Annotated in this window: 25 protein-coding genes; 15 read left to right on the plus strand and 10 right to left on the minus strand. The window is 66.2% G+C overall.

Annotated elements, in window-relative coordinates:
• The first annotated feature begins 68 nt into the window (after positions 1-68).
• The 6 genes from ACRB8A_RS07500 to dnaE all read left to right on the plus strand — a co-directional run bounded on the left by ACRB8A_RS07500 (position 69) and on the right by dnaE (position 7077).
• Positions 69-599 carry a cell division protein SepF gene (locus ACRB8A_RS07500; RefSeq protein ID WP_050684155.1) on the plus strand — a complete coding sequence of 177 codons (531 nt, stop codon included), beginning with the start codon at positions 69-71 and terminating at the stop codon, positions 597-599.
• 121 nt (positions 600-720) lie between these two features.
• Positions 721-1008, plus strand: a complete 288-nt coding sequence (locus ACRB8A_RS07505; RefSeq protein WP_056598786.1) for a YggT family protein — start codon at positions 721-723, stop codon at positions 1006-1008.
• A 176-nt stretch (positions 1009-1184) separates the two neighbouring features.
• A complete protein-coding gene (locus ACRB8A_RS07510; RefSeq protein ID WP_056598790.1) occupies positions 1185-1883 on the plus strand; it encodes a DivIVA domain-containing protein in 699 nt (232 codons plus the stop codon).
• A gap of 91 nt (positions 1884-1974) precedes the next feature.
• Positions 1975-2565, plus strand: coding sequence for a signal peptidase II (lspA, locus tag ACRB8A_RS07515; RefSeq protein WP_050684158.1), 591 nt, complete (start codon positions 1975-1977; stop codon positions 2563-2565).
• Positions 2558-3484, plus strand: a complete 927-nt coding sequence (locus ACRB8A_RS07520) for an RluA family pseudouridine synthase (protein WP_056598794.1) — start codon at positions 2558-2560, stop codon at positions 3482-3484. Before lspA ends, ACRB8A_RS07520 begins: the two co-directional genes overlap by 8 nt.
• A 35-nt stretch (positions 3485-3519) precedes the next feature.
• The gene (gene dnaE / locus ACRB8A_RS07525) at positions 3520-7077 is read left to right on the plus strand and encodes a DNA polymerase III subunit alpha (RefSeq protein WP_050684160.1); all 3558 of its coding nucleotides are present in this window, start codon (positions 3520-3522) and stop codon (positions 7075-7077) included.
• A 25-nt stretch (positions 7078-7102) separates the two neighbouring features.
• Here dnaE and ACRB8A_RS07530 read toward each other — a convergent pair whose 3' ends face one another.
• Positions 7103-7561: a flavin reductase family protein gene (locus tag ACRB8A_RS07530; protein WP_197273508.1), complete on the minus strand. Its 459-nt coding sequence runs from the start codon at positions 7559-7561 to the stop codon at positions 7103-7105.
• Positions 7562-7728: 167 nt separating this feature from the next.
• Here ACRB8A_RS07530 and ACRB8A_RS07535 point away from each other — a divergent pair, with 167 nt between their 5' ends.
• The 3 genes from ACRB8A_RS07535 to nrdR all read left to right on the plus strand — a co-directional run bounded on the left by ACRB8A_RS07535 (position 7729) and on the right by nrdR (position 10279).
• Positions 7729-8262, plus strand: a complete 534-nt coding sequence (locus ACRB8A_RS07535; protein ID WP_050684162.1) for a hypothetical protein — start codon at positions 7729-7731, stop codon at positions 8260-8262.
• Positions 8263-8266: 4 nt separating this feature from the next.
• Complete coding sequence (hisD, locus tag ACRB8A_RS07540; protein WP_056598797.1) at positions 8267-9640, plus strand: histidinol dehydrogenase; 1374 nt, start codon at positions 8267-8269, stop codon at positions 9638-9640.
• Between the two features lie 132 nt (positions 9641-9772).
• Entirely contained in the window at positions 9773-10279 is a 507-nt protein-coding gene (nrdR, locus tag ACRB8A_RS07545; RefSeq protein WP_050684164.1) for a transcriptional regulator NrdR, read from the plus strand.
• 91 nt (positions 10280-10370) lie between these two features.
• On the opposite strand, the gene ACRB8A_RS07550 is transcribed toward nrdR, so the two are convergent.
• The 3 genes from ACRB8A_RS07550 to map form a co-directional block, all read right to left on the minus strand.
• The gene (locus ACRB8A_RS07550) at positions 10371-11150 is read right to left on the minus strand and encodes an SDR family oxidoreductase (RefSeq protein ID WP_157370967.1); all 780 of its coding nucleotides are present in this window, start codon (positions 11148-11150) and stop codon (positions 10371-10373) included.
• A gap of 3 nt (positions 11151-11153) precedes the next feature.
• On the minus strand, positions 11154-11957 hold the full coding sequence (gene ppgK, locus ACRB8A_RS07555; RefSeq protein WP_056598800.1) for a polyphosphate--glucose phosphotransferase: 804 nt from the start codon (positions 11955-11957) through the stop codon (positions 11154-11156).
• Between the two features lie 99 nt (positions 11958-12056).
• Complete coding sequence (map, locus tag ACRB8A_RS07560) at positions 12057-12935, minus strand: type I methionyl aminopeptidase (protein ID WP_050684167.1); 879 nt, start codon at positions 12933-12935, stop codon at positions 12057-12059.
• 120 nt (positions 12936-13055) lie between these two features.
• Between map and ACRB8A_RS07565 the strand changes: the two genes are divergently transcribed.
• On the plus strand, positions 13056-13220 hold the full coding sequence (locus ACRB8A_RS07565) for an SPOR domain-containing protein (RefSeq protein ID WP_157370968.1): 165 nt from the start codon (positions 13056-13058) through the stop codon (positions 13218-13220).
• A gap of 1 nt (position 13221) precedes the next feature.
• Here ACRB8A_RS07565 and panB read toward each other — a convergent pair whose 3' ends face one another.
• Positions 13222-14115, minus strand: a complete 894-nt coding sequence (panB, locus tag ACRB8A_RS07570) for a 3-methyl-2-oxobutanoate hydroxymethyltransferase (RefSeq protein ID WP_050684168.1) — start codon at positions 14113-14115, stop codon at positions 13222-13224.
• A gap of 267 nt (positions 14116-14382) precedes the next feature.
• Here panB and glnA (ACRB8A_RS07575) point away from each other — a divergent pair, with 267 nt between their 5' ends.
• The 4 genes from glnA (ACRB8A_RS07575) (at position 14383) to ACRB8A_RS07590 (ending at position 19789) form a co-directional block, all read left to right on the plus strand.
• Positions 14383-15723 (plus strand): type I glutamate--ammonia ligase, encoded by a 1341-nt coding sequence (gene glnA / locus ACRB8A_RS07575; RefSeq protein ID WP_050684169.1) that lies wholly within the window; start codon positions 14383-14385, stop codon positions 15721-15723.
• 9 nt (positions 15724-15732) lie between these two features.
• Positions 15733-18744, plus strand: a complete 3012-nt coding sequence (locus ACRB8A_RS07580; RefSeq protein WP_056598803.1) for a bifunctional [glutamine synthetase] adenylyltransferase/[glutamine synthetase]-adenylyl-L-tyrosine phosphorylase — start codon at positions 15733-15735, stop codon at positions 18742-18744.
• 68 nt (positions 18745-18812) lie between these two features.
• Positions 18813-19253 (plus strand): VOC family protein, encoded by a 441-nt coding sequence (locus ACRB8A_RS07585; RefSeq protein ID WP_050684171.1) that lies wholly within the window; start codon positions 18813-18815, stop codon positions 19251-19253.
• 5 nt (positions 19254-19258) lie between these two features.
• Positions 19259-19789: a GNAT family N-acetyltransferase gene (locus ACRB8A_RS07590; protein ID WP_432245907.1), complete on the plus strand. Its 531-nt coding sequence runs from the start codon at positions 19259-19261 to the stop codon at positions 19787-19789.
• Between the two features lie 255 nt (positions 19790-20044).
• On the opposite strand, the gene glnA (ACRB8A_RS07595) is transcribed toward ACRB8A_RS07590, so the two are convergent.
• The gene (gene glnA / locus ACRB8A_RS07595; protein WP_050684173.1) at positions 20045-21469 is read right to left on the minus strand and encodes a type I glutamate--ammonia ligase; all 1425 of its coding nucleotides are present in this window, start codon (positions 21467-21469) and stop codon (positions 20045-20047) included.
• A 289-nt stretch (positions 21470-21758) separates the two neighbouring features.
• Here glnA (ACRB8A_RS07595) and ACRB8A_RS07600 point away from each other — a divergent pair, with 289 nt between their 5' ends.
• Positions 21759-22196, plus strand: a complete 438-nt coding sequence (locus tag ACRB8A_RS07600; RefSeq protein WP_050684178.1) for an RDD family protein — start codon at positions 21759-21761, stop codon at positions 22194-22196.
• A gap of 10 nt (positions 22197-22206) precedes the next feature.
• Here the strand turns inward: ACRB8A_RS07600 and ACRB8A_RS07605 are convergent, their stop codons facing one another.
• The 4 genes from ACRB8A_RS07605 to lipB all read right to left on the minus strand — a co-directional run bounded on the left by ACRB8A_RS07605 (position 22207) and on the right by lipB (position 25151).
• Positions 22207-22560: a DUF3817 domain-containing protein gene (locus tag ACRB8A_RS07605; RefSeq protein WP_050684174.1), complete on the minus strand. Its 354-nt coding sequence runs from the start codon at positions 22558-22560 to the stop codon at positions 22207-22209.
• Positions 22561-22644: 84 nt separating this feature from the next.
• Positions 22645-23391, minus strand: coding sequence for a DUF4191 domain-containing protein (locus ACRB8A_RS07610; protein ID WP_050684175.1), 747 nt, complete (start codon positions 23389-23391; stop codon positions 22645-22647).
• A gap of 87 nt (positions 23392-23478) precedes the next feature.
• A complete protein-coding gene (gene lipA / locus ACRB8A_RS07615; protein WP_056598808.1) occupies positions 23479-24486 on the minus strand; it encodes a lipoyl synthase in 1008 nt (335 codons plus the stop codon).
• Positions 24483-25151: a lipoyl(octanoyl) transferase LipB gene (gene lipB, locus ACRB8A_RS07620; protein WP_056598811.1), complete on the minus strand. Its 669-nt coding sequence runs from the start codon at positions 25149-25151 to the stop codon at positions 24483-24485. Before lipB ends, lipA begins: the two co-directional genes overlap by 4 nt.
• Between the last annotated feature and the right edge of the window lie 88 nt (positions 25152-25239).

A 25239-nucleotide genomic window follows, 5' to 3' on the forward strand; every position in this document is an offset into this window, starting at 1 on the left:
GCGGGGACTCCAGTGCTGTCAAACCATTGGGCGGCCCGCATCCGGGACATACGAAATAGGAGTCGACCATGGCCGGCGCTCTGCGCAAGACAATGATCTATCTTGGGCTCGCCGATGGCGATGAGCATTACGAGTCCGAGCACCAGACCACACGTAAGGATGAGGACGAACCCATGGAAGCAGACCGCGAGGAACGCCGTGCGCCCGCACCGGTCCGCGAAGTCAGCCGGGAAGCGTCCTACAGCCCCGAAGAGGAATACCGCGCCCCTGTGACACCCATCAAGCGTGCGGCGTCCAGCCGCGAGGAAATTACCGGGCTCCGGCAGATCACCACCATCCACCCGCGCTCCTACAACGATGCCAAACTCATCGGTGAGAGCTTCCGGGACGGCATTCCGGTGATCATGAACGTCACCGACATGGGCGAGGCAGACGCCAAGCGCCTGGTCGATTTCTCCGCCGGCTTGGTCTTCGGACTCCGCGGCAGCATCGAACGGGTCACCAACAAGGTCTTCCTGCTCTCGCCGTCGTACGTTGAAGTCATCGGCGATGACAAAAAAGCCAGCGACACCCAGGCCAGTTTCTTCAACCAGAGCTGACCGGCAAGGCCGCACCGGATGCCAGGCAGGGACACCTGCCTGGCATCTGTGCTGAAATAGACCAGAAGAACCGGCACAACGCCGCGGTAATCACAACTGACATGGAGATATGAGTTAAGTCATGGGAATTGTTTTCGGACTTGTCTATCTCGCCCTCCTGCTCTTTTTTGTCGCCCTGATCATCCGCCTGGTCTTTGACTGGGTGCAGATGTTTGCCCGGGAATGGCGGCCCCGCGGGGCCGCCCTGGTGGCGGCGCACACTGTCTACTCGATCACCGACCCGCCCCTGAAGGTGCTCCGCCGGCTGATCCCGCCCCTGCGGCTCGGCGGCATTTCGCTGGACCTGGGGTTCCTGATTCTGTTCATCGCCGTGAGCATTGCGATGGGAATCACCCGCAGCCTCGCCTGAATACCCGCGAAACCCTGTCAAATACGCTGGGCCCGCCCCGGGAACGGCTAGGGTGAAGTGAAGAAAACCCGTATTTGACACTTCAGTGTTGAATTACAGGTAGCAGACCAAATTTAGGTACCGTAGTTTTGACGGCCGGAAGGCCTACTGACTAACCAGACCAGTGAGGTGACCAGATGGCTTTGACGCCAGAAGACGTTGTCAACAAACGCTTTCAGCCCACCAAGTTCCGCGAGGGCTACGACCAGGACGAAGTTGATGACTTCCTGGACGAAATCGTCGTCGAACTCCGACGCCTGAACCAGGAAAACGACGAGCTCCGCAAGAAGCTCGCCGATTCCGGCACCAGCGTCCCGGCCGCCACCGCCGCAGCACCTGTGGTGGAGAAGGTCCCCGCACCGGTCAAGGCCGACAAGGACGACGCCAACGAGAAGGCCGAGGCAGCCAAGGCCGCCGAAGCTGCCAAGAAGAAGGAAGCCGCTCCGGCCGCTCCCGCCCCGGCAGTACAGGCCGCACCGGCACCGGCAGCAGCAGCCCCGGCCAACACCCCGTCAGCGGAATCCGCTGCCGGCCTGTTGGCCATGGCCCAGCAGATGCACGACCGCCACGTCTCCGACGGCCAGGCCCAGAAGGACAAGATCATCGCCGAAGCGCAGATCGAAGCCTCCAGCCTCGTCAACGACGCCCAGGAAAAGTCACGCAAGATCCTCGGCGCCCTGGAACAGCAGCGGTCCGTCCTGGAGCGCAAGGTCGAGCAGCTGCGCGGCTTCGAACGCGACTACCGTTCACGCCTCAAGGCTTACATCGAGGGCCAGCTCCGCGACCTCGACGCACGCGGCTCCGTCGCTGCACCGGAAGTCAGCGAAGCCAACTGATCCACCCAGCACGTATTCTGAAAGCCGGTGGCTGAGGATTCCTCGGCCACCGGCTTTTGGCATTAATACCGGTATCACGAATGAAAGCACCATGACTGACGAACCTGCCGCTGCCGCTGCACGCCCTGTCCCGCCTTCGCAGCGCCCCCGCCGCGCCGTGCTGCTGTCCCTGTTTGCCGGGTTCGCAGTCTTCGCCTACGTCTTTGACCAACTGACGAAGATCTGGGTGGTATCCACCATGGTGGAGGGCGAACGGATCCCCGTCCTGCCGCCGGTCCTGCACTGGTACTTCATCAGGAACTCCGGCGCCGCTTTCTCGATCGGCGAGAACGTAACCTGGATCTTTTCCATCATCATGGCGGCCGTGGTGGTCGCCATCCTGTTCCAGATCCGCAAAATCGGCTCCCGCTGGTGGGCGCTTGCCCTGGGGCTGCTGCTCGGCGGCGCACTGGGAAACCTGACAGACCGGCTGTTCCGGGAACCTTCCTTCGGAATGGGCCATGTGGTGGACTTCATCCAGCTACCCAACTTCGCCATCTTCAACATCGCCGACTCCGCAGTGGTCTCCGCGGTGGCGATCATCTGCATCCTGACGCTCCGCGGCATTGGCATGGACGGTGCCCGACTGCACGCTGCGGCCAAAACCAGCCCCGACACGGCGAAGGAGTCCGGTGATGCCTGAGCGCATCATTGTTGCCGGAGAATTCGGCGGAACACGGGCCGACGCCGGCCTGGCCGCCCTGCTGGGCATCTCCCGTTCGATGGCGGCCACCCTCCTGGCCGAAGGCAACGTTGTTGCCGGCGGCAAGGTGCTGGGCAAGTCGGCAAAACTCGTGGCCGGAGACGAACTCCTGGTCACCATTCCGGACCGGCGCGACCCGCTGGAAGTCGTGGAGGAAGTTGTGGAAGACCTGTTGATCCTGCTCGACGACGAAGATTTCGTCGTCGTCGACAAGCCCGTGGGGGTTGCCGCGCACCCGTCACCGGGCTGGGTGGGCCCCACGGTGGTGGGCGGCCTCGCCGGGGCTGGTTACCGCATTTCCACGTCCGGGGCACCGGAACGCGCCGGCATCGTCCACCGGCTCGACGTCGGCACGTCGGGCGTGATGGTGGTGGCCAAGTCCGAGCGCGCCTACACGGCCCTGAAGCGGGCTTTCAAGGAGCGCACCGTGGAGAAGGTCTACCACGCGGTGGTCCAGGGACTGCCTGACCCGCTCGAAGGCACCATCGACGCGCCCATCGGCCGGCATCCCGGCCACGACTGGCGCTTCGCCGTCATCGAGGACGGCCGCCCCTCCGTCACGCACTATGAAGTCCTGGAGGCCTTCGGAAAAGCATCGCTGGTGGAGGTGCACCTCGAAACGGGACGCACCCACCAGATCCGAGTGCATTTCTCCGCCCTCCGCCACCCCTGCGTCGGCGACCTGACCTACGGAGCGGACCCGCGGCTCGCGGCCACCCTGGGGCTCACGCGGCAGTGGCTGCACGCCCGTCAGCTGGGCTTCGAGCATCCCGTCACCGGTGAACCTGTGCTGGTGTCCAGCGAGTACCCGCAGGACCTTTCCCACGCACTGGAAGTGCTCGGCTCGGGCCAGGCCTAGCCATCCCCACGCGCGCCAGTGCGTAGAATGGTGCGGTGACTTCCAGCAATGATTCGTTCGTCCACCTGCACACCCACACCGAATACTCCATGCTGGATGGGGCGGCCCGGCTGGGTGAACTGTTCGATGAAACCGACCGGCTGGGCATGCCGGCGCTGGCCACCACGGACCACGGGTACCTCTTCGGGGCCTTTGATTTCTGGCGGAAAGCCACGGATAAGGGCATCAAACCCATCATCGGGGTGGAAGCCTACGTCACCCCCGGCACGGCCCGCGGCGACAAGAGCCGCGTCCGCTGGGGCGAGGAAAACCAGCGCAAGGACGACGTCTCCGGCGGTGGCTCCTACACCCACATGACGCTGCTGAGCTACAACAACGTCGGCATGCGCAACCTGTTCCGAGCCTCCTCCATCGCCTCCCTCGACTCGGTATTCGGCAAGTGGCCCCGGCTGGACCGCGAACTGCTGAACACCTACTCCGAAGGCCTCATCGCCACCACAGGCTGCCCCTCCGGAGAAGTCCAGACCCGCCTTCGGCTCGGCCAGTACCGCGAGGCCCTGGAGGCGGCCGCCGAATTCCGGGATATCTTCGGTGCGGAAAACTACTTCTGCGAACTGATGGACCACGGCCTGGATATCGAGCGGCGGGTCACCGGCGACCTGCTGCGCCTGGCCAAGGACCTTAACCTGCCCCTGGTGGCTACCAACGACCTGCACTACACCCACGAGCACGACGCGAAGGCGCACGAGGCGCTGCTCGCCATCCAGTCCGGCTCCACGCTCCTGGAACCCACGTACGACAACGGCGGCTCCCGCTTCGCGTTCTCCGGCAGCGGCTATTACCTCAAGTCGCCGCGGGAAATGCGGGAACTGTTCCGCGACCACCCGGAAGCCTGCGACAACACCCTCCTGATCGCCGAACGCTGCGAAGTTTCGTTCAACACCGGCGCCAACTACATGCCCCGGTTCCCCTGCCCGGAGGGTGAGGACGAAACCTCCTGGCTGGTCAAGGAAGTGGATACCGGACTGCGCTACCGCTACCCGCAGGGCATCCCGGACAAGGTCCGCAAGCAGGCAGACTACGAACTCGAAGTCATCACGTCCATGGGCTTCCCGGGCTACTTCCTGGTGGTGGCCGACTTCATCAACTGGGCCAAAAACAACGGTATCCGCGTGGGTCCCGGCCGTGGTTCCGGCGCTGGTTCCATGGTTGCCTACGCCATGCGCATCACCGACCTCGATCCGCTGCACCACGGCCTGATCTTCGAACGGTTCCTGAACCCCGACCGCGTCTCCATGCCCGACTTCGACGTCGACTTCGATGACCGGCGCCGCTCCGAAGTCATCGACTACGTCACCCGCAAATACGGCGATGAGCGCGTGGCCATGATCGTCACCTACGGCACCATCAAAACCAAGCAGGCGCTCAAGGACTCCTCCCGCGTGCTGGGCTACCCGTTCAGCATGGGCGAAACGCTGACCAAGGCGCTGCCGCCCGCCGTGATGGCCAAGGACATCCCCCTGGCCGATATCCAGAACAAGGACTCAAAGCGCTACAGCGAGGCCGGCGACTTCCGGCAGCTGATCGCCACTGACCCCGAAGCCGCCAAGGTCTTCGAAACGGCCCTGGGCATCGAAGGCCTGAAACGCCAGTGGGGCGTGCACGCCGCCGGCGTGATCATGTCCTCGGACCCCATCATCGACGTGATCCCCGTCATGCGCCGCTTCCAGGACGGCCAGGTCATCACGCAGTTCGACTATCCGACGTCCGAGGGCCTGGGCCTGATCAAGATGGACTTCCTCGGCCTGAGGAACCTGACGATCATTTCCGATGCCCTGGAAAACATCAAGATGAACCGGAACATCGACCTGGACCTGGAGACCCTGGAACTGGACGACGTCGAATCCTACGAACTCCTGGCCCGCGGCGACACCCTCGGGGTGTTCCAGCTCGACGGCGGCCCCATGCGCTCCCTCCTGAAGCTCATGAAGCCTGACAACTTCGAAGACATCTCGGCAGTGCTTGCCCTGTACCGTCCCGGCCCCATGGGCGCCAACGCCCACACCGACTATGCCCTGCGCAAGAACGGCATCCAGGAAGTCATCCCCATCCACCCCGAGCTCAAGGAACCGCTCGCGGAAATCCTGGGCGGTACGTACGGCCTGATTGTGTACCAGGAGCAGGTCATGGCCGTGGCCCAGAAGCTGGCCGGCTACTCCCTGGGCCAGGCCGACATCCTTCGCCGCGCCATGGGCAAAAAGAAGAAATCCGAGCTGGACAAGCAGTTCGCCGGGTTCTCCCAGGGCATGCAGGACAACGGCTACTCCATGGCTGCCGTGAAAACCCTCTGGGACATCCTGCTGCCCTTCTCCGACTACGCCTTCAACAAGGCGCACTCGGCGGCCTACGGCGTCATTTCCTACTGGACTGCGTACCTCAAGGCGCACTACGCGCCGGAGTACATGGCTGCGCTGCTGACCTCCGTGGGGGACGACAAGGACAAGTCCGCCATCTACCTCAACGAATGCCGCCGTATGGGCATCACCGTGCTGCCGCCGGATGTGAACGAGTCCGCCCTGAACTTCACTCCGGTGGGCACCGACATCCGCTTCGGCATGGGCGCCATCCGGAACGTGGGCGTCAACGCGGTCGAAGCCATGGTGGCCGCCCGCGAAAGCGAGGGAGCATACATCTCCTTCAAGGACTACCTGATGAAGGTCCCCGCGGTGGTCTGCAACAAGCGCACCATCGAGTCACTGATCAAGTCCGGGGCCTTCGACTCCCTGGGGCACCACCGGCGTGCGCTGGCCATGATCCACGAGGAAGCCATCGACTCGGTGATCACCCTCAAGCGCAATGAGGCGATCGGCCAGTTCGACCTCTTTGCCGGCTTCGAGGATTCCGACTCGGAAGCGTCGCTCAGCATCGAAATCCCGGACCTGCCCGAATGGGAAAAGAAGGACAAACTGTCTTTCGAGCGGGACATGCTGGGCCTCTACGTCTCCGACCACCCCCTGCAGGGGCTCGAAGGGCTCCTGAGCCAGCACGCCGAAATGAGCATCACTACCGTCCTCGGCGAGGACGGACCCCAGGACGGCGCCATCATCACCATCGCCGGCATGATCACCTCCCTGAGCCGCCGGATCGCCAAAGCCAGCGGCAACGCGTACGCCCGGGCCGAAGTGGAGGACCTGGGCGGTTCACTGGAAGTAATGTTCTTCGGCCAGGTCTACGGGCCCATCGCCTCCGTACTGGCGGAGGACCTGATTGTGGTGGTCAAGGGCCGCCTGCAGAAGCGCGACGACGGCGCCATCGCCCTGAACTGCATGGAGCTGTCCGTGCCGGACCTCAGCGAGGGGCTCAACGGGCCGCTGGTGATCACCATGGCCACGCACAAGGCCACCGAAGCCGTGGTCACCGAGCTCGGCGACGTGCTCCGGACCCACCGGGGCAACTCGGAAGTCCGGCTGCACCTGCAGGGCGATACCCGCACCGAGATCATGGGCCTGCCGGTCCACCTCCGGGTGAACCCCAGCCCGTCACTGTTCGGTGACCTGAAGGTCCTCCTGGGGCCAGCCTGCCTGGACGCCTGACCCGCCGCTACGCCCCGGCCGCCCCTCAGATCTCGTAGTCGAGGGGTGCCGGCTGGCTGTAGGCGCCGTCGTGGTACAGCAGGGGCAGGCCATCGCCGCCCACCTGGCCGTCCACCACCTGGACCACCACCACGGCGTTGTTCTCGAACGAGAGCCGCATCTGGACTTCCCCGATCAGCCAGCCGGCGACGTCCTTGAGGACCGGCACTCCGTGCGGGCCCACCTCCCAGTGGTCCCCTTCGAAACGGTTCCTGGTCCTGGCGAACCGGTCAGCCAGGTCCTGGTTCTCCAGGCCCAGCATATGGACGCCCACGTGGGTGGTGTTGGCCACGGCGGGCCAGGAGCTGGAGCTGCGGGCCATGTTGAACGTAAACCGCGGCGGCTGCGCAGACAGTGACGCCACTGACGTGGCAGTGAAGCCGTAGGGCCGGTCCTGGTAGTTGACTGTGATGATGGCGACGCCGGCTGCATGCCGGCGGAACATCTGCTTGAACGTCGCCTCGAACGACGCACTGGTCTCATCCACCGGAACTCCTGACAAATAAAAGGTTGCTTGGCTTCAAGGGTATGGCCCTGTGGCCGGGGCGCCGAACGCCTGTGAAGCCGGAAGACCGGCGCTGGACCACCCCGTAATTTGTTAAGGTTTGTTGCATGAGCACTATTCCCCGCCGGCAGCGCGCACGGCCATCCTGGGCCACCCTCGTGGTGACGGCTGCCGCAGGCATCCCTGCCGGCGTCCTCTGGTGGCTGCTGGCCCCGGCCGGGCTGAACCTGATCACCCGGGACCCCGCCCTCGGCACAGGCACCAACCCGCTGGCGTGGCTGCCCCGGGACCTGACGCTCGCCGGCCTGTTCCTCCTCGCCGGCTGCCTTGTGGCGGCCTTCCTGGCCGGCAGCAAGCGGCCGGACCCGCAGACTGCCCTGGTGCTGGGCCTGGCAGGGTCGTTCTGCGGTGCAGTCCTTGCCTGGCAGACGGGCCTCCTCGCCGCCTCGCTGTGGGGACCTGCCGCCGACCCGGCATTGAATGCCAGTGTGGCGTTTTCGCTGCGCGCCTGGCCCGTGATCCTGATCTGGCCGGCCGCCACCGCCATCGCAGTATTTGTCCTCGAAATCATCCAGTTTCCAGGCCGCAGGCCAGCCTCCGGGATGATGTCCGGGCAGGACGCCCCCGGCCCCGTAAAATAGCCGGGTGAGCCTTTCTTCCCAGCCTTCTGCCCCCGCCACTTCCGCCGTCGCCTTCCGCACCGTTGACCTCCGCGGCCAGGACCTGACGCTGGCCGGACTGCGCGCCGCCGTGCCGCGGGCCAAGGGCCGGACAGTTGCCGACGCCGAGGAAAAAGTGCACGGCATCATCGCCGCCGTCAGGGCGGACGGGTTCGCCGCCCTGGCTAGCCTCGCGGCAAAGTTCGACGGCGTGGAGCAGCAGCACCCGCTGGTCCCGCAGGACGCGCTGGACGCCGCCCTGGCCGGGCTGGATCCCGAGGTGCGCAGCGCGCTGGAGGAATCGATCAGCCGTGCCCGGATTTTTGCCGACGGGCAGCGTCCACGGAACATCGACGTTGAACTGGGCGACGGCGCCGTGGTCAGCCAGAACTGGGTCCCGGTGGGACGCGTGGGCCTGTACGTCCCCGGTGGCCTGGCCGTCTACCCGTCCTCCGTGATCATGAACGTGGTCCCCGCCCAAGCCGCGGGCGTGGCCTCGATCGCCCTGGCGTCGCCGCCGCAGAAGGAATTCGGCGGGCTGCCGCACCCCACCATCCTTGCCGCCGCCGCGCTGCTGGGGATTACCGAGGTTTACGCCATCGGCGGCGCGCAGGCCATCGCCGCTTTCGCCTACGGCATCCCGGCGGCCCCGGCCGGACCCGCCCTGGAGCCCGTGGATGTGGTGACTGGCCCCGGCAACATCTTTGTGGCGACGGCCAAGCGCCTGGTCAAGGGAGTGGTGGGGATCGATTCGGAGGCCGGCACCACGGAGATCGCTATCCTCGCCGACTCCAGCGCCCAGCCGCACCTCGTGGCCGCAGACCTCATCAGCCAAGCCGAGCACGATCCGCAGGCAGCGTCAGTTCTGGTGACGGACTCCGGGGAACTCGCCGCAGCGGTGCGTGTTGAACTGGACCGGCAGGCTGCCGCCACCCGGCACGCCGCCAGGGTGGCTGAAGCCCTGTCCGGGCCGCAGTCAGGGGTGGTGCTGGTGGACGGCCTGGAACAGGGCATCGCCGCCTGCGACGCCTACGCCGCCGAGCACCTGGAGATCATGACCCGGGACGCCGCAGCCGTGGCAGCCCGGATCAGGAACGCCGGAGCCATATTTGTGGGGGACTACAGCCCGGTCAGCCTGGGCGACTACTGCGCAGGCTCCAACCACGTCCTGCCCACCAGCGGCACCGCAGCCTTCTCTTCCGGCTTGAACGTCACCACTTTCCTGCGGGCCATCCAGGTGATCAACTACAGCCGTGCGGCGCTCTCCGAGGTCAGCGGCCACATCGTCAGCCTTTCCCGGGCAGAGGACCTGCCGGCACACGGCGACGCGGTGACCGCCCGCTTCCCCGCAGCGCGCTAGGCACCACATGTAGTAATTACAGGATTGTGATTACCCCAGATGTGGCCGTAAACTGAACAGTGCTGTACTGCCGCCTCCGCCGGGGGCCGGTTGGGACGTCCCGGTCACCGGGACCGTGCGAAAGGGGACACCTTGTACTGTCCGTTCTGCCGCAATCCCGATTCCCGCGTTGTTGACAGCCGCATGGCTGATGACGGCTCGGCCATCCGCCGCCGTCGCCAGTGCCCTGGCTGCGGCCGCCGGTTCACCACAGTGGAAACCACCAGCCTGTCCGTGATCAAGCGCTCCGGCGTCGGTGAGCCGTTCAGCCGCAGCAAGGTCATTAACGGCGTCCGCAAGGCGTGCCAGGGCAGGCCTGTCAGCGAGGATGACCTCGCGCTGCTGGCCCAGGAGGTGGAGGAGCAGATCCGCGCCTCCGGAGCCGCGGAAATCGACGCCCATGAGGTGGGGCTGGTGATTCTTGGCCCGCTGCAGAAGCTGGACAAGGTGGCCTACCTCCGGTTCGCCAGCGTCTACCAGGCCTTCGAGTCCCTGGCGGACTTCGAAACAGCCATCTCCCTGCTCCGCCATGAAGCGGACCAGGACGCTGCGGCCGGTCCGGCCACGGCACCCGTGGGCCCGGAGAAAAGCGCCCTTTAGCTTGCCGGTGGCGGCGCGGAGGGGAAGCCGCAGCCGCCGCCGGCACCCCCGGACCGGTCCATCTGCTGCCTGGGCCCCCCGGCCCGGCCGGTTACCTGCCGCCGGAAACGGGCAGGATGGCGCCGGTGATGTAGGCGGCCTCGTCCGAAAGCAGCCACAGGACGGCGGCTGCCACCTCTTCGGGTTCGGCGCCCCTGCCCATCGGGATGGTGGGGTTCAGCCGTGCCACCCGGTCCGGCATTCCTGCCGCGGCATGCAGCCCGGTGTTGGTGCTGCCGGGGGCCACGGCGTTGACCCGGATCCCATGCTGTGCCACCTCGGCGGCCAGTCCTGTGGTCAGGACATCCACGGCGCCCTTGGACGCAGCGTAGTGGGCCCAGGTCCCGGGTGAACCGGCCTTGGTGGCGGTGGAGGAGATGTTGATGATGGCCCCGCCGCGGCCACCCGCCTGCGTGCCCATCCGCCGCACCGCCTCCTGGCACATAAAGATGGTGCCGCCGACGTTGACGTCCATCACCCGGCTGACGTTTTCCGCCGGCATGTCCACCAGGTTACCGATCAGGTTCCCGGTAATCCCGGCGTTGTTGACCACGGCGGTGACCTCGCCCAGGCGCGCCGCGGCATCAAAAAGGGAGCCGACGGCGGCGGGCACGCTGATGTCCGCGCGTGCAGCCAGTGCCGTGCCGCCGTCGTCGTGAATGTCCTGGACCACCCGCTCCGCACCGGCGGAGTCCTCCGAGTAGTTCACCACCACGGCGTAACCCGCACGGGCGGCGCGCCGGGCAATGGCGGCCCCGATGCCGCGGCTGGCACCGGTAACCAGCAGGACCCCGCGGTCGGTGCCGCCGGCGGCCGGTTCCGTTGCAGCCACCGGCTACTTGGCCAGTTTGTGCTTCAGGGCGATTTCGATGGCGGCGCCCACAATGCCTGCCTCGTTGCGCAGCTCGGCCGGAACGATTTTGGTGCGCAGCTTGAGGTTGGGCAGGTACTCGTCCGCCCGCTTGGAGATCCCGCCGCCCACAATAAAGAGTTCGGGGGAGAAGAGGAACTCGACGTGGGAGAAGTAGCGCTGCAGGAGGACACTGTATTCGTCCCAGGACAGGCCGTCGCGTTCGCGGGCCACCGCGGAGGCCTTGCTCTCCGCGTCGAAGCCGTCCACTTCCAGGTGGCCCAGTTCGGCGTTGGGTACCAGCTTGCCGTCAAAGATGAACGCCGAACCGATGCCGGTGCCCAGCGTGATCACCAGGACCGTGCCGGCGACGCCCTCGCCTGCGCCGTAGCGCGCTTCGGCAAGGCCTGCGGCGTCGGCATCGTTGATGACCTCCACGGGGCGGCCCAGGCGTTCGGTCAGGAGGGCGTCGATGTCCGTGTCCAGCCAGGATTTGTCCACGTTCGCGGCCGAATGCACCACGCCGTGCTGGATGATGCCGGGGAACGTCACACCGACCGGCGAACCGGCGGCGGGGGCTTCGGGCCGGGCGGAGAGTTCGGCGACCACCTGTGCCACTGCTTCAGCAACCGCTTCGGGGGTGGCCGGCTGCGGGGTGGGCACGCGGAACCGCTCACCGAGCAGCTTGCCCTTCTTAAGGTCGACAATGCCGCCCTTAATGCCCGTCCCTCCGATGTCGATGCCGATCAGTGGGGCGTTCTTGTGCGACTTTTCGTCCTTCTTGGCCAAGGGGTATCCGTTCGTGCGGTGGCGGGCAGGGGAGAACCGGCGAACTGCCGGCCCGGACATCCGGTGCAGGCACCGGGCGTCGAAGGTTGAAGGAACAGGTTACGGCAGCGTGAGGATTTCCGCGCCGGATTCCGTAACAAGCAGGGTGTGTTCGAACTGCGCGGTGCGCTTGCGGTCCTTGGTGACCACTGTCCAGTCGTCGGCCCACATGTCCCATTCCACGGTGCCCAGGGTGAGCATCGGTTCAATGGTGAACACCATGCCGGTCTCGATGACCGTGTTGTAGGCGGGCGCAGCGTCATAGTGCGGGATGATCAGCCCCGTGTGGAAGGCCTCTCCCACGCCATGGCCGGTGAAATCGCGGACCACGCCGTAGTTGAAGCGCTTGGCGTAGGACTGGATGGCCCGGCCGATCACGTTGATCTCCCGGCCCGGGGCCACGGCCTTGATGGCGCGGTTCAGGGATTCCTGCGTCCGCTCCACCAGCAGCCGCGAATCCTCGTCCACCTCACCCACCGGGAAGGTGAAGTTGGTGTCGCCGTGCACACCGTTGATGTATGCGGTGATGTCGATGTTGATGATGTCGCCGTCACGGACCACCGTACTGTCCGGGATGCCGTGGCAGATGACCTCGTTCAGGGAGGAGCACAGCGACTTGGGGAAACCCCGGTAGCCGAGGGTGGAGGGGTAGGCATGGTGGTCGAGGAGGAACTCGTGGCCCACCTGGTCCAGCTGGTCAGTGGTCACGCCGGGCTTGATGTGCTTGCCCACCTCCACGATGGCCTGGGCCGCGATCCTGCCCGCCACCCGGATCTTTTCCACCGTCTCGGCGGATTTCACCTCGGAGCCGGTGAATTTGGCCGGCGCGGGCCTGCCCACGTACTCCGGGCGGGGGATGGTTGCCGGAACGGGGCGCTGCGGGCCCACGGTTCCCGGGGTGAGGGTGCCGATGGGTGCAGTGGAGGCAAGGGAAGGCATAGATTGATCATATAAGGGACCACAGAACGCCTGGCAACAGGAAGCCGTGGCAGGACCGCGTCAGCAGGAACGTTACGCAGGTCAGGCCCGGCAGCCTGCCGGACGGGGACAGGAGCAGCCATGAGTGAGTACTGGTATAACGTCAACACCCACGAGGTCGAGGAGGACCGGCAGTCCGACTGGAGCCAGTTGATCGGCCCCTACAAGACCCGTGAGGAAGCCGAGCACGCGATGGAGAAGGTGCGGGCCCGGAACGAGCAGTGGGACAAGCAGGACGAGGACTGAGCTAGAAGGAGTGCTCGGGTCCGGGGAACTGCCCGGACCTGACATCCTCGCCGTAAGCCGTGGCGGCGTCCAGGAGCGTGGTGCGGAGGTCCGCGTACTGCTTGACGAACTTGGCCATTTTTCCGCCGCGCAGCCCGGCCATGTCCTGCCAGACGAGCACCTGGCCGGTGGTTTCCTTGCCGGCGCCGATCCCCACCGTGGGAACTGCGACGGCGGCATCGATGGCTGCCGCTGTGGCGGCCGGAACCATTTCCATCAGCACGCTGAACGCGCCGGCGTCAGCAAGCGCCACGGCGTCGTCAATCAAGCGCTGGGCGTCCTCTCCCCGGCCCTGGACCCGGTAGCCGCCCAGCGAGTGTTCGCTTTGCGGCGTGAAACCGATGTGCGCCATGACCGGGATGCCGGCCTGGACCATTGCCTTCACGGTATCCGCGTAGTACTTGCCGCCCTCGATCTTGACGGCGTGGGCCAGGCCTTCCTTGAGGAACCGGACCCCCGTCGCCACCGCCTGTTCCGCTGAGACCTCGTAGCTGCCGAAGGGCAGGTCGGCCACCACCAGGGCGCGCTTCGCGGAGCGGGCCACGGCCCGGCAGAGGGGCAGCAGCTCGTCCACCGTTACGGGCAGGCTGGTTTCGTTGCCGTAGACGTTGTTGGAGGCGGAGTCGCCCACCAGGAGCACCTCGATCCCGGCGGCATCAAAAATTTCGGCCGTGTACTGCTCATACGCGGTGAGCATGGCAAACCTCGTGCCGTCCTGCTTGGCCTGCAGCAGGTGGTGGATCCGCACCTTCGCGGGCCGCCGTTCCGATCCCGCAGCACCGTGGCCCGGCCCGTTGCCGTAAGGGGCGGGCTGTTCTGCGGGCGTGGCTGAGGCTGCACTGTTGCTGGAGTCCATGGCACGAGCGTAGTGGGCGGTGCGCGGTCCCTGCTACCGGCCGGGTCCTGGCGCACGGGTGATAAGGGTCATAATCCACCGGCCATTTGCAGGTGCCCGCCGCGTGCGGCGGCTGGCGCGGACCCTGGATCGGTTGTAAACGCTGTGTTACACGCGGTGCGGGCTTCAGCATCGCCGTCGAATGCTTAGTACAGTGTTGGTGAACTGCTGCCGGCTTCCCTTTCTTGTGGACCCGGAGCATGGACGTTGACCGGAGAAGAGGCCTTCATGGACCGCCAGCAAGAGTTTGTCCTGCGCACAATCGAAGAGCGCGACGTACGCTTCGTGCGCCTGTGGTTCACCGACGTTGTGGGATCGCTCAAGTCAGTGGCCCTGGCGCCGGCCGAAGTGGAGGGGGCGTTCGAGGAAGGCCTCGGGTTTGACGGCTCCGCCATCGAAGGCCTGGCCCGCGTCTTCGAATCCGACATGCTTGCCCAGCCGGACCCCTCAACCTTCCAGATCCTGCCGTGGCGGGGCGAAACGGAGCAGACATCGCGGATGTTCTGCGACATCCTTACACCCGACGGCGAACCTTCCGCCGCCGATCCGCGCAACGTCCTCAAGCGCACGCTGGCCAAAGCCGCCGACATGGGTTTCACCTGTTACACCCACCCGGAAATCGAGTTCTACCTGCTCAAGTCGCAGGCCCCGGGCCCGGACGGCGCGCCGATCCCCGTGGACGAGGGCGGCTACTTTGACCACGTCCCCGGCGGCGTCGCCCAGGACTTCCGCCGCACCGCCGTGACCATGCTCGAATCGGTGGGCATCTCCGTGGAGTTCAGCCACCACGAGGCCGGCCCCGGCCAGAACGAAATTGACCTGCGCTACGCTGACGCCCTGCAGACCGCGGACAACATCATGACGTTCCGCACCGTCATCAAGGAAGTGGCGCTGCAGCAGGGCACGTACGCCACGTTTATGCCCAAGCCGTTCACGGACCACCCCGGCTCCGGCATGCACACCCACTTCTCGCTGTTCGAAGGCGACGCCAACGCCTTCTACGAGGCCGGCGCCGAGTTCCAGCTGTCCAAGACCGCACGGCAGTTCATCGCCGGCATCCTCAAGCACGCACCTGAGTTCACGGCCGTCACCAACCAGTTCGTGAACTCGTACAAGCGCCTCTGGGGCGGCGGCGAGGCGCCCAGCTACCTGAGCTGGGGCCACAACAACCGCTCGGCCCTGGTCCGGGTTCCGCTGTACAAGCCGGGCAAGGGCCAGTCCGCCCGGATCGAGTACCGCGGCATCGATTCCGCCGCCAACCCCTACTTGGCGTACGCCGTCCTGCTCGGTGCCGGGCTCAAGGGCATCGAAGAGGGCTACGACCTGCCGGCAGCCGCTGAGGACGATGTCTGGTCGCTGAGTTCCGCGGAGCGCCGCGCCATGGGCCACGATCCGCTGCCCGCCAGCCTCCACGATGCGATCCGCTCCATGGAGGACTCTGAACTGATGCCCCAGATCCTGGGCGAACAGGTCTTTGAGCACTTCCTGCGCAATAAGCGGGCCGAATGGCAGGACTACCGGCTGCAGGTCACCCCTTACGAGCTGCAGCGCAATCTCGGCATCCTCTAGGCTGTCGGCGTGAGCCTGGCGCGTCGCCTGATCTCGGCCGGCTTCAGTGACCTGGAGAAGGCAGGGCGGTTTCTGGCTGCCCGGGAACTGGAGGGCCTGGACCAGGACCGGCTCTTCGCCGGGCTGCAGATGGCTGCCAGTCCGGATACGGCGCTGCAGTCCCTGGTGCGCCTGGTGGAGAAGCACCCCGCGCTGCGGGAACTCGCCGAAGCCGACCCTGAAACCAGCGAACCGCTGTACCGGGTGCTGGGCGCCTCCGAGGCGCTGGGTGAGTTCCTGATCCGGCACCCGGAACACCTCGAGGCCTTCAACGTCCGGGCAAGCCCCGAGCCAGTCCAGGCGGACCCGGCCGTGCTCCGCGCGGTGCTTCTGCAGTCCGTGGGCGCCGACCCGCGGGCTGCCAGGCCGGTGGCCACCCGGACCGGAGTGGAAGCCTACGTGGCGCTGCGCACCGCCTACCGCAGGGGAGTGGTGGACCTTGCGGTCAAGGACCTCTGCGCCGCCGACCCGCTGGATTTCCTGCCCGCAGTGGGGGCCGAACTGGCTGACCTGGCAGGTGCCGCCATCGAGGCGGCCCTCGCCGTGGCGCGGGCCGAGGCAGCGGAGCAGCACAGTGCCTCGGACGTTGCCGGGATTGGCCTCGCCGTCATTGGCATGGGCAAATGCGGCGCCCGGGAACTGAACTACATTTCCGACGTCGACGTGATCTACGTGGTGGACGCGGGGCAGTTGGATGACGCCCACGCCAATACCATCGGCACGGCACTCGCCACGGGCATTTCGCGCGCCATCATGGGTCTCGCCCGGGAGCCGGGCCTCTGGGAGGTGGACGCCAACCTGCGCCCGGAGGGCAAATCCGGTCCACTGGTGCGGACCCTTGCCTCGCACGAATCGTATTACGCGCGCTGGGCCGAAAGCTGGGAGTTCCAGGCGCTGCTGAAGGCCCGTACCATTGCCGGCGACGCCGCCCTGGGCCGCCGTTACGAGGAAGCGGTGGCGCCGCTGATCTGGACGTCGGCCAGCCGGGACGGATTTGTGGAGTCCGTGCAGGCCATGCGGCGCCGGGTCACCGACCACATCCCGCCGGCCGAAGAGCAGCGCCAGATCAAGCTGGGCCGTGGCGGCCTGCGCGACGTCGAATTCACCGTCCAGCTCCTGCAGCTGGTCCACGGCAAGGCTGACGAGTCGCTGCGCCGCCGTGACACCACCTCGGCCATTGCTGCGCTGTCCGCCGGCGGGTACATCGGCCGGTCCGACGCTGCCGCGTTCGACAATGCCTACCGCTACCTGCGGCTGCTCGAACACCGGATCCAGCTGTTCCAGCTGCGGCGCACCCACCTGATGCCCGTAGCGGACCCGGCCCTCCGGTCCCTGGCCAAGGCAGTCCTTGGCCCCTTTGCCACCGAACGGCCCCACCCGGACGCTTTGCTGGCCGCCTGGCAGAAGACCAAACGCTCGGTCCGCGAACTGCACGAACGGATCTTCTACCGGCCGCTGCTGAACACCGCCGCAAAGCTCAGCTCCGAAGACGCCCGGCTCACTCCCGAAGCCGCGCAGGGCCGGCTTGCGGCGCTGGGCTACCTTGACCCGCCCGGTGCCATGCGGCACATCGAGGCGCTGACGGCAGGGGTGAGCAGGCGGGCAGCGTTGCAGCGCCAGTTGCTCCCCGTGCTCCTGGACTGGCTGGCGGAGGGTGTGGACCCGGATGCCGGGCTGCTGGCCTTCCGGCGCGTCAGCGAGGCGCTGGGCACCACCCACTGGTATCTGGGTATGCTCCGGGACTCCACCGCCGCCGCTGAACGGCTGTGCCACATGCTGTCCAACTCGCGGCTCATCGCCGACCTGCTCGAAGTCTCGCCGGAGTCCGTGGCGTGGCTGGGGCAGGACAAGGACCTGGCGCCCGTCCCGTTCCAGGCCCAATGGCAGGAGATCACGGCCAAGATGTCGCGGCACTCGGATCCGGAAAGCGCCATGCGCCTGATCCGGCTCATCCGGCGCCGCGAGATCCTGCGGATTGCGATCGCCGATTCCGTGGGACTGCTGGACCAGGACCAGGTGGGGGCTGCGCTGGCGGACACGGACCGGGCTGCCGTGCTGGGCGCGCTCCGCGTCGCTGAAAGTGTGGTCCAGATGTCGGGCCCGCTCAAGACCGCCATGCTGGTGGTTGCCATGGGCCGGCAGGGCGGCCGGGAGATCGGGTATGGCTCCGACGCGGATGTTATGTACGTCCACCGGGCGCTGCCGGGGTTCACCGACGCCGAGGCGCAGGAGCAGGGCCTGCGGATGGTGGCCAAGGTCTCCAGCCTGCTGACCCAGCCGTTGAAGCCTGCCATCATGGCCGAACGGGTCCTCCAGATGGACGCCGACCTCCGGCCCGAAGGAAAAAACGGTGCCATGGTCCGTTCGCTGGATTCCTACGCGGAGTATTACCGGCGCTGGTCGCTGGTCTGGGAGGCACAGGCTTTGCTGCGGGCCAGGCCCATGGCAGGGGACGACGCCCTGGCGGCGGACTTCCTGCAGCTCATTGAACCCATCCGGTATCCGGAGGAAATCTCCGAGCAGGACGTGCGCGAGGTCCGGCGGGTCAAGGCGCGGGTTGAGGCCGAGCGGCTGCCGCGCGGTGCGGATCCGGCCCGCCACCTGAAGCTGGGCCGCGGCGGCTTGAGCGACGTCGAGTGGCTGGTGCAGCTGCTCCAGCTGCAGCATGCCGGGCAGCACCAGGAGCTGCGGACCACGTCCACGGTGGGCGCGCTGGATGCAGCCGCTGACCTGGGGCTGCTGGCCCGGGAGGATGCGGACCTGCTGGCCTCCGCGTGGCGGCTGGCCAGCCGGATCAGGTCCGCCAACGTGATCTGGACCGGCAAGGCCTCGGACCTGCTGCCCTCGTCCCGCCGCGACCTGGAGGCAGTGGCCCGCTGGTGCGGCTACGAACCCGGAAACGCTGCCGCCCTGGAAGAGGACTACCTGCGGCTGAGCCGGCGCGCCAGGGCGGTCTTCGAACGGGTCTTCTATGGGCACTGACGCCCCGCGGGGCCTGCGGGACGGGCAATGGCTGACAGCCGCCGGGCGCCGGTGCTAACTTTGGGCGCATGGCTACCCAAATCTTCCTGAACCTGCCCGTCAAGGACCTGCCCCGGTCCGTGAAGTTCTTCACCGCCCTGGGGTTCACCTTCAACCCGGACTTCACCGACGAGAACGCCACCTGCATGATCGTCAACGACAACGCCTATGTGATGCTGCTGGTGGAGAACTACTTCAAAACCTTCACCGCGAAGGAGGTGGCCAGCACCAGCGGTGCCGCCGAAGCTATCGTGGCCTATTCGGTGGACAGCCGGGAAGCCGTGGACGAGGCCGTCCGGACGGCCCTGGCGAACGGCGGCTCACTGTCGGAGGATGCCATCGACCACGGCTTTATGTACAACCACAGCTTCCAGGACCCGGACGGCCACCTGTGGGAGGTGCTCTGGATGGACCCGGCCGGGCCTGCCACCGACGCGGAAGACAGCGGCAGCGGACCCGCAGGGTCCTGAACCGCGTGCAGGGCGGCGCCTGGCTCATCCCGCTCCGGGACCTCGACGACGACGCCCGGGCCATCCAGCTGGGCGCCGTCGCCGCGCTGCGGCTCAGTCCGGGCCAGGAACGCTTCGTGGGGGACCCGCTCCGGATGGCCCTGGCCGGGCTGGCCGAGGAGGAACGGTTGCCGTACGTGATCGAATCCGATGGCCGGGCTGTGGGTGTGCTCACCCTACAGGCAGGGGCTGCCAGCCTTGCCGGCTGGCCGGCGGACCGTACTGCCTGGCTGCTGCGGGGCTTCCTGATCGACAGCCGGTACCAGGGCCGTGGCCACGGCACCGCGGCCGCCGCCGCCGCCGCGGTGGTGGCCGCGCACAAACTGACGCTGCGGCTGCAAGGTCCGGAGACCGGCGTCGTCCTTTCCGTCAACGAGGAAAACCCGGCGGGCCTGACGGCCTACCGGGCGGCCGGGTTCGAGGACCGCGGCCAATACGCCGGCGGCAGCGCGGGCCCGCAGCGGATCATGTTCAGCGGTTTTGCGTCGGCTGCATGACGCCGTGCCGGGCCGGGCATTGCGCTTGGTTCCCGATTGGCCGATCATGTGGATTGGCGGTGTCCTTCAACCTTGTTGGGGGGAAGGCTGAGCAGGTCTTCGTCTCGGGGGGCATTCGTCAGGGGGCCCTGTTCCCGGTCTCAGCACGTCTGGAACGGGGCTCCCACCCTCCGCTTGGCCCAGCGCTCACGCGGATAGCCGCGGGCACAAAAAAGCGGCCACCGGTTTTCCGGTGGCCGCTTTGGTGTTGACGGACTAGACGCCGTAGTACAGCTCGAACTCGTACGGGTTCGGGCGCAGTGAGAGCGGCTTGATTTCGTTCTCGTACTTGTAGTCGATCCAGGTGTCGATCAGGTCCTGGGTGAAGACACCACCGGCCTGCAGGAACTCGTTGTCCTCGCGCAGGGCCTCCAGGGCTTCCTCGAGCGTGCCCGGAGCCTTGGGGATGTCCTTGGCTTCCTCGGCGGGGAGCTCGTAGAGGTCCTTGTCGATCGGAGCCGGGGGTTCGATGCGGTTGCGGATGCCGTCGATGCCGGCCATCAGCTGGGCTGCGAACGCCAGGTACGGGTTGGAGGAGGGGTCCGGAGCGCGGAACTCGATGCGCTTGGCCTTCGGGTTCGAACCCGTGATCGGGATGCGGATACCGGCGGAGCGGTTGCCCTGCGAGTAAACCATGTTGACCGGGGCTTCGAAGCCCTTGACCAGGCGGCGGTAGGAGTTAACCGTCGGGTTGGTGAAGGCCAGGACAGCCGAGGAGTGCTTCAACAGGCCGCCGATGTACCAGCGGGCGGTGTCGGACAGGCCGGCGTAGCCCTTCTCGTCGTAGAACAGCGGCTCGCCGCCGGTCCACAGCGACTGGTGGCAGTGCATGCCCGAGCCGTTGTCACCGAAGACGGGCTTCGGCATAAAGGTCACGGACTTGCCCCAGGCATCTGCCGTGTTCTTGATGACGTACTTGAACTTCTGCAGGTCATCGGCAGCGTGGGTCAGCGTGGTGAACTTGTAGTTGATCTCAGCCTGGCCGGCGGAGCCGACTTCGTGGTGGCTGCGCTCGACCTCAAGGCCGGCCTCGTCCAGGGCAACACACATGGCGTCGCGAAGGTCGGCCTGCTTGTCGGTGGGGGAGACCGGGAAGTAACCGCCCTTGATGGGGGTCTTGTAGCCGAGGTTTCCGCCTTCTTCCTTGCGGCCGGTGTTCCAGTGTGCTTCTTCAGAGTCGATCTTGTAGAAGCTGCCCTGCGGTGAGGACTCGTACTGGACGTTGTCGAAGACGAAGAACTCGGCTTCCGGAGCGAAGAACGCGGTGTCGGCGATGCCGGTGGAAGCCAAGTAGGCCTCGGCCTTCTCGGCCACGCCGCGGGGATCGCGGTGGTACGGGTCACCCGTGCGGGGGTTCACGATCGAGAAGTTCAGCGCCAGGGTCTTCTCCATGCGGAAGGTGTCCAGGAACGCGGTGGTCACGTCCGGGATCAGCTGCATGTCCGACTCGGCGATGCCCTGGAAGCCACGGATGGAGGAGCCGTCGAAGAGCTGCCCGTTGATGAAGAAGTCCGCGTCAACACTCTTCGCGGGGACGTTGAAGTGCTGCTGGACGCCCGGGAGATCGGTGAAGCGGATATCGACGAACTTAATATCTTCGTCCTTGATGAACTTGAGGACTTCGTCCGCAGTCTTGAACATCTATGCTCCTAACGCATATGTGAATATCTGGCTGAAAGCCAGCTGATCCAGCGCAATCCGAAGGCGGGGCGACCGCAATGATCGTCCTGCCGGAAGGAATTGCTTGAAACTGCCACCAGCCTATGGACGCGGCATTTCCCGTCCGTGTCCGCATTGTTTCGGGCAGGTTACAGAATGCCCTTATAGGGACAACGCTATCCCGTGTCCACACTGTGGTCTAACCCCATCCACACTGTGGGCGGGTGAATGTCGGGAAAATTGCCGGCGGCACCGCCGGTAAACTGGGGTGGTGGTAGATCGCAAAGACATTGGTTCCTGGCTCAGCGGACCTGACACGTCTGGAATTTCCCGGTACCCCGGCGCCCGCCTTGGCCTTCCAGAAAGCGGACCGGGCTCCATCGCCAGGGCGGGGCGCAGGTTCGCCGCGATTATCGTAGACTGGGGCCTCGCGCTGCTCATCAGCAACTACGCCTTCGGTGGCGACGCATGGGCAACCCTGGCGATCTTCGCCGTCGAGCAGACCCTCCTGGTGGGCACGCTCGGCTACAGCATCGGACACCGACTCCTGGGCATCTCGGTCATCCGGCCCGGCGGTGGCACCCCCGGGCCGCTGGCCGCCCTGGTGCGCGCGCTGCTGCTGTGCCTGGTGATTCCCGCCGTGATCTTCGATCCGGACCAGCGCGGCCTGCACGACCGCGCCATGAACACCTTGCTGATCCGGCGCTGACCGGGTCCTGTCAGGCGCGGCTGGATTCCCTGGCCGGCTTTTCCTGCTGCGCCGGTGCAGCGGTCAGGTAGCCGCGGTTGCCGGCCCAGCGTTCAAAAGCCAGGGTGGCGAAGGGGAACACCGCGGACAGCCCGGCGAACAGCGCCACCACAAAAGGCCAGCGCTGCAGCCGCCACAGGGCCAGCGCCGCGATGCCGTAACCCACAAACAACGCACCATGGATGGGCCCGGCAACCTGCACGCCGATTTCCGTGGTCCCGGCGATCCACTTGAAGTACATCCCGATCAGGAGCGCAGCCCAGCTGCAGGCCTCGGCGATGGCGAGGATCTTGAAGATACGGATCACGATGGTCTTGGCGGGCATGTCGGGGTCCTGTCGTGGGAGCTGCGGCGGTAAAAAAGAACGCCCCGGCAGCCGGCAGGAGCCGGGACCGGGGCGGTCTGGGGTCTAGCGTCCGCGGTTGGGACGCGCTTTGTAGGGGTCGATGCCCTTGGGGATGGGGAGCCGGGTGCCCATCGAGGCGATCCGCTTGGAGACGGTGTTGACTTCGAGCTTGGTGAGCTCCTTCTTCATCTTGCCCATCTTCTTGGCCACCTGGCTGATGGGTACCTGGCCTTCGCCGCGGCCGCTTTCGATCACGTGCACGGGAACGTTGGGCAGGATCCGGGACAGCCGTTTGCGTTCCGCGTCCACCAGCGGCTTCACCCGTTGGGTGGGGCCTTCACTGATCAGCACAACGCCGGGCCGGCCGACGGCCCGGAACACGGCATCCTGGGTGCGGGGGTTAACCGCCACCGGCTGCTCTTCGGTGATCCAGCCGCGGCGGAGGGTGCCGAGGGCTGCGCCGGACGCGCCGGGCTGGTTCTCGATCTGCGCAAACGCGGCCCGCTCAGCGCGCCGGGACAAAATCAGGGTGGCGCCGAGCAGGCCCAGCATGATGCCGATGATCAGGCCGGTAACCCAGTTTTCCAGCCAGTAACCCACCAGGAAGCCGACTGCCGTCACGCCCAGGAAGACCAGCAACATCAGCCACGGGACCATGGGGTCGTGCCGGCGGGTCATGTTGAAGACTTCGCGGATCTGCTTTAGCCGGCTGGGCTTTTTGGCCTTCGCTTCTTTCGGCTTTCGCGAAAAGAGGCCGCGTTTTGGTGCGTCCGCCGGGTTGGGGGTGCTGGATTCAGTGGATTTCGCCATAGTGCCTTAATTCTACGTGACCGGACGCCAAAGGCAGGACGCCGGAGTGATCCGGGGCCCTGCCTTTGGGGACGTCAGTCGAAGTGGTCAGGAACGCGCCGCCAACAGCGAGCTGGCTTCCTGCCGGGTGCTGCCGGAACTCTCGATGTGCGCCAGTTCGGCGGGGATCTCCCAGCCCTTCTTGCGCATGGCGGTGGCCCACAGGCGCCCCGCACGGTAGGAAGACCGGACCAGGGGACCGGACATCACGCCCAGGAAGCCGATCTCGTCAGCTTCCTCCTGCAGGTCAACGAATTCCTGCGGCTTGACCCAGCGGTCCACCGGAAGGTGCCGTTCCGACGGGCGCAGGTACTGGGTGATGGTGATCAGGTCGCAGCCAGCCGCATGCAGGTCGCGCAGGGCCTCCGAGATTTCCTCGCGGGTCTCGCCCATGCCCAGGATCAGGTTGGACTTGGTGACCATTCCCAGGTCGCGGCCCTGGGTAATGACATCCAGCGAACGCTCATAGCGGAACGCGGGGCGGATGCGCTTGAAGATCCGGGGAACCGTCTCAACGTTGTGGGCAAAAACCTCGGGCTTGGAGTCGCAGATGGCCGCGATGTGCTCGGGCCGGCCGGAGAAGTCGGGAATCAGAAGTTCGACGCCGGTACCCGGGTTAAGTTCGTGGATCTTGCGGACCGTCTCGGCATAGAGCCAGACGCCCTCGTCCGCGAGGTCATCGCGGGCCACGCCCGTCACCGTGGCGTACCGCAGCTGCATGGCCTGGACGGAGCGCGCCACCTTGGTGGGCTCAAACATGTCCACAGGGGACGGCTTGCCCGTGTCGATCTGGCAGAAGTCGCAGCGGCGGGTGCATTCGGAACCGCCAATGAGGAAGGTGGCTTCCTTGTCTTCCCAGCACTCGAAGATGTTGGGGCAGCCGGCCTCCTCGCACACAGTGTGCAGGCCTTCCTTCTTGACCAGGTTCTTGAGCTGGACGAACTCCGGGCCCATCTGGACCTTGGCCTTGATCCAGTCCGGTTTGCGCTCCACCGGCACCGCCGCGTTGCGCTGTTCGATCCGGAGCATCTTCCGGCCTTCGGGTGCCAGTGTCAAAGTAATGCTCCTTCTGGGGTGGCGACTAGGGCGTCTTCATTCTTGCGCAGTTCCTCGGTAATCCGGGAAACCAGGTCTGCGGGGGCAATATTACTGCCCGTTTCCGCGGCGATGGTGGTTACGCCTGCATCGGTGATGCCGCAGGCGATGATCTGTGCGTACGGTGCAAGATCGTTGTTGCAGTTGATGGCGAAGCCGTGCATAGTGACGCCTTCGTGCACCCGGATGCCGATGGCCGCGATCTTCCGGTCCGGTCCCTTGGCGTCCGCTTCGATCCAGACGCCGGCGCGACCGCGGATCCGGACTGCTGTGATGCCGTAGTCGGCAAGGACAGCGATGATGACTGCTTCGAGGCGTTCCACGTAGTCGCGGATCCCAGCGCGGTTCTTCAGCCGGATGACCGGGTAGCCCACCAGCTGGCCTGGGCCGTGCCAGGTCAGCTTGCCGCCGCGGTCCACCGGAATCACCGGCGTTCCATCAAACGGCCGTTCATGGTCCTCGGTGCGCTTGCCCGCCGTGTAGACGGGGGAGTGCTCGAGGAACAGGACGGTACTCGGCGCCGTTCCGCCGACAACACTGTCATGGAGTTCAGTCTGGACTTCCCAACCACGGTTGTAGTCGATGAAATCCGGAGCCAGACCCAGTTGGGAAAACTCAAGAGTCATGGCATCCAGCTTAGACCCCGCCGCCGGCGCTGCCCGGTTTAGTGTCCAAGCTCACCGCGGCCAGAATCCGGGCGTTCAGGCGTGCCTG

The sequence above is a fragment of the Arthrobacter sp. G.S.26 genome (genome assembly GCF_050847375.1).
In the GTDB taxonomy this organism is placed as follows: domain Bacteria; phylum Actinomycetota; class Actinomycetes; order Actinomycetales; family Micrococcaceae; genus Arthrobacter.

Excerpts from the sequence above, each read along its gene's own strand:
- ACRB8A_RS07520 (WP_056598794.1), top strand. The coding sequence starts at position 2,558 with ATGCCTGAGCGCATCATTGTTGCCGGAGAATTCGGCGGAACACGGGCC.
- lipB (WP_056598811.1), bottom strand. The coding sequence starts at position 25,151 with ATGACTCTTGAGTTTTCCCAACTGGGTCTGGCTCCGGATTTCATCGAC.
- ACRB8A_RS07500 (WP_050684155.1), top strand. The coding sequence starts at position 69 with ATGGCCGGCGCTCTGCGCAAGACAATGATCTATCTTGGGCTCGCCGAT.
- ACRB8A_RS07535 (WP_050684162.1), top strand. The coding sequence starts at position 7,729 with ATGAGCACTATTCCCCGCCGGCAGCGCGCACGGCCATCCTGGGCCACC.
- glnA (WP_050684169.1), top strand. The coding sequence starts at position 14,383 with ATGGACCGCCAGCAAGAGTTTGTCCTGCGCACAATCGAAGAGCGCGAC.
- glnA (WP_050684173.1), bottom strand. The coding sequence starts at position 21,469 with ATGTTCAAGACTGCGGACGAAGTCCTCAAGTTCATCAAGGACGAAGAT.
- ACRB8A_RS07530 (WP_197273508.1), bottom strand. The coding sequence starts at position 7,561 with ATGTTCCGCCGGCATGCAGCCGGCGTCGCCATCATCACAGTCAACTAC.
- ACRB8A_RS07510 (WP_056598790.1), top strand. The coding sequence starts at position 1,185 with ATGGCTTTGACGCCAGAAGACGTTGTCAACAAACGCTTTCAGCCCACC.
- ACRB8A_RS07505 (WP_056598786.1), top strand. The coding sequence starts at position 721 with ATGGGAATTGTTTTCGGACTTGTCTATCTCGCCCTCCTGCTCTTTTTT.
- map (WP_050684167.1), bottom strand. The coding sequence starts at position 12,935 with ATGCCTTCCCTTGCCTCCACTGCACCCATCGGCACCCTCACCCCGGGA.
- ACRB8A_RS07565 (WP_157370968.1), top strand. The coding sequence starts at position 13,056 with ATGAGTGAGTACTGGTATAACGTCAACACCCACGAGGTCGAGGAGGAC.
- ACRB8A_RS07585 (WP_050684171.1), top strand. The coding sequence starts at position 18,813 with ATGGCTACCCAAATCTTCCTGAACCTGCCCGTCAAGGACCTGCCCCGG.
- panB (WP_050684168.1), bottom strand. The coding sequence starts at position 14,115 with ATGGACTCCAGCAACAGTGCAGCCTCAGCCACGCCCGCAGAACAGCCC.
- ACRB8A_RS07610 (WP_050684175.1), bottom strand. The coding sequence starts at position 23,391 with ATGGCGAAATCCACTGAATCCAGCACCCCCAACCCGGCGGACGCACCA.
- lspA (WP_050684158.1), top strand. The coding sequence starts at position 1,975 with ATGACTGACGAACCTGCCGCTGCCGCTGCACGCCCTGTCCCGCCTTCG.
- ACRB8A_RS07605 (WP_050684174.1), bottom strand. The coding sequence starts at position 22,560 with ATGCCCGCCAAGACCATCGTGATCCGTATCTTCAAGATCCTCGCCATC.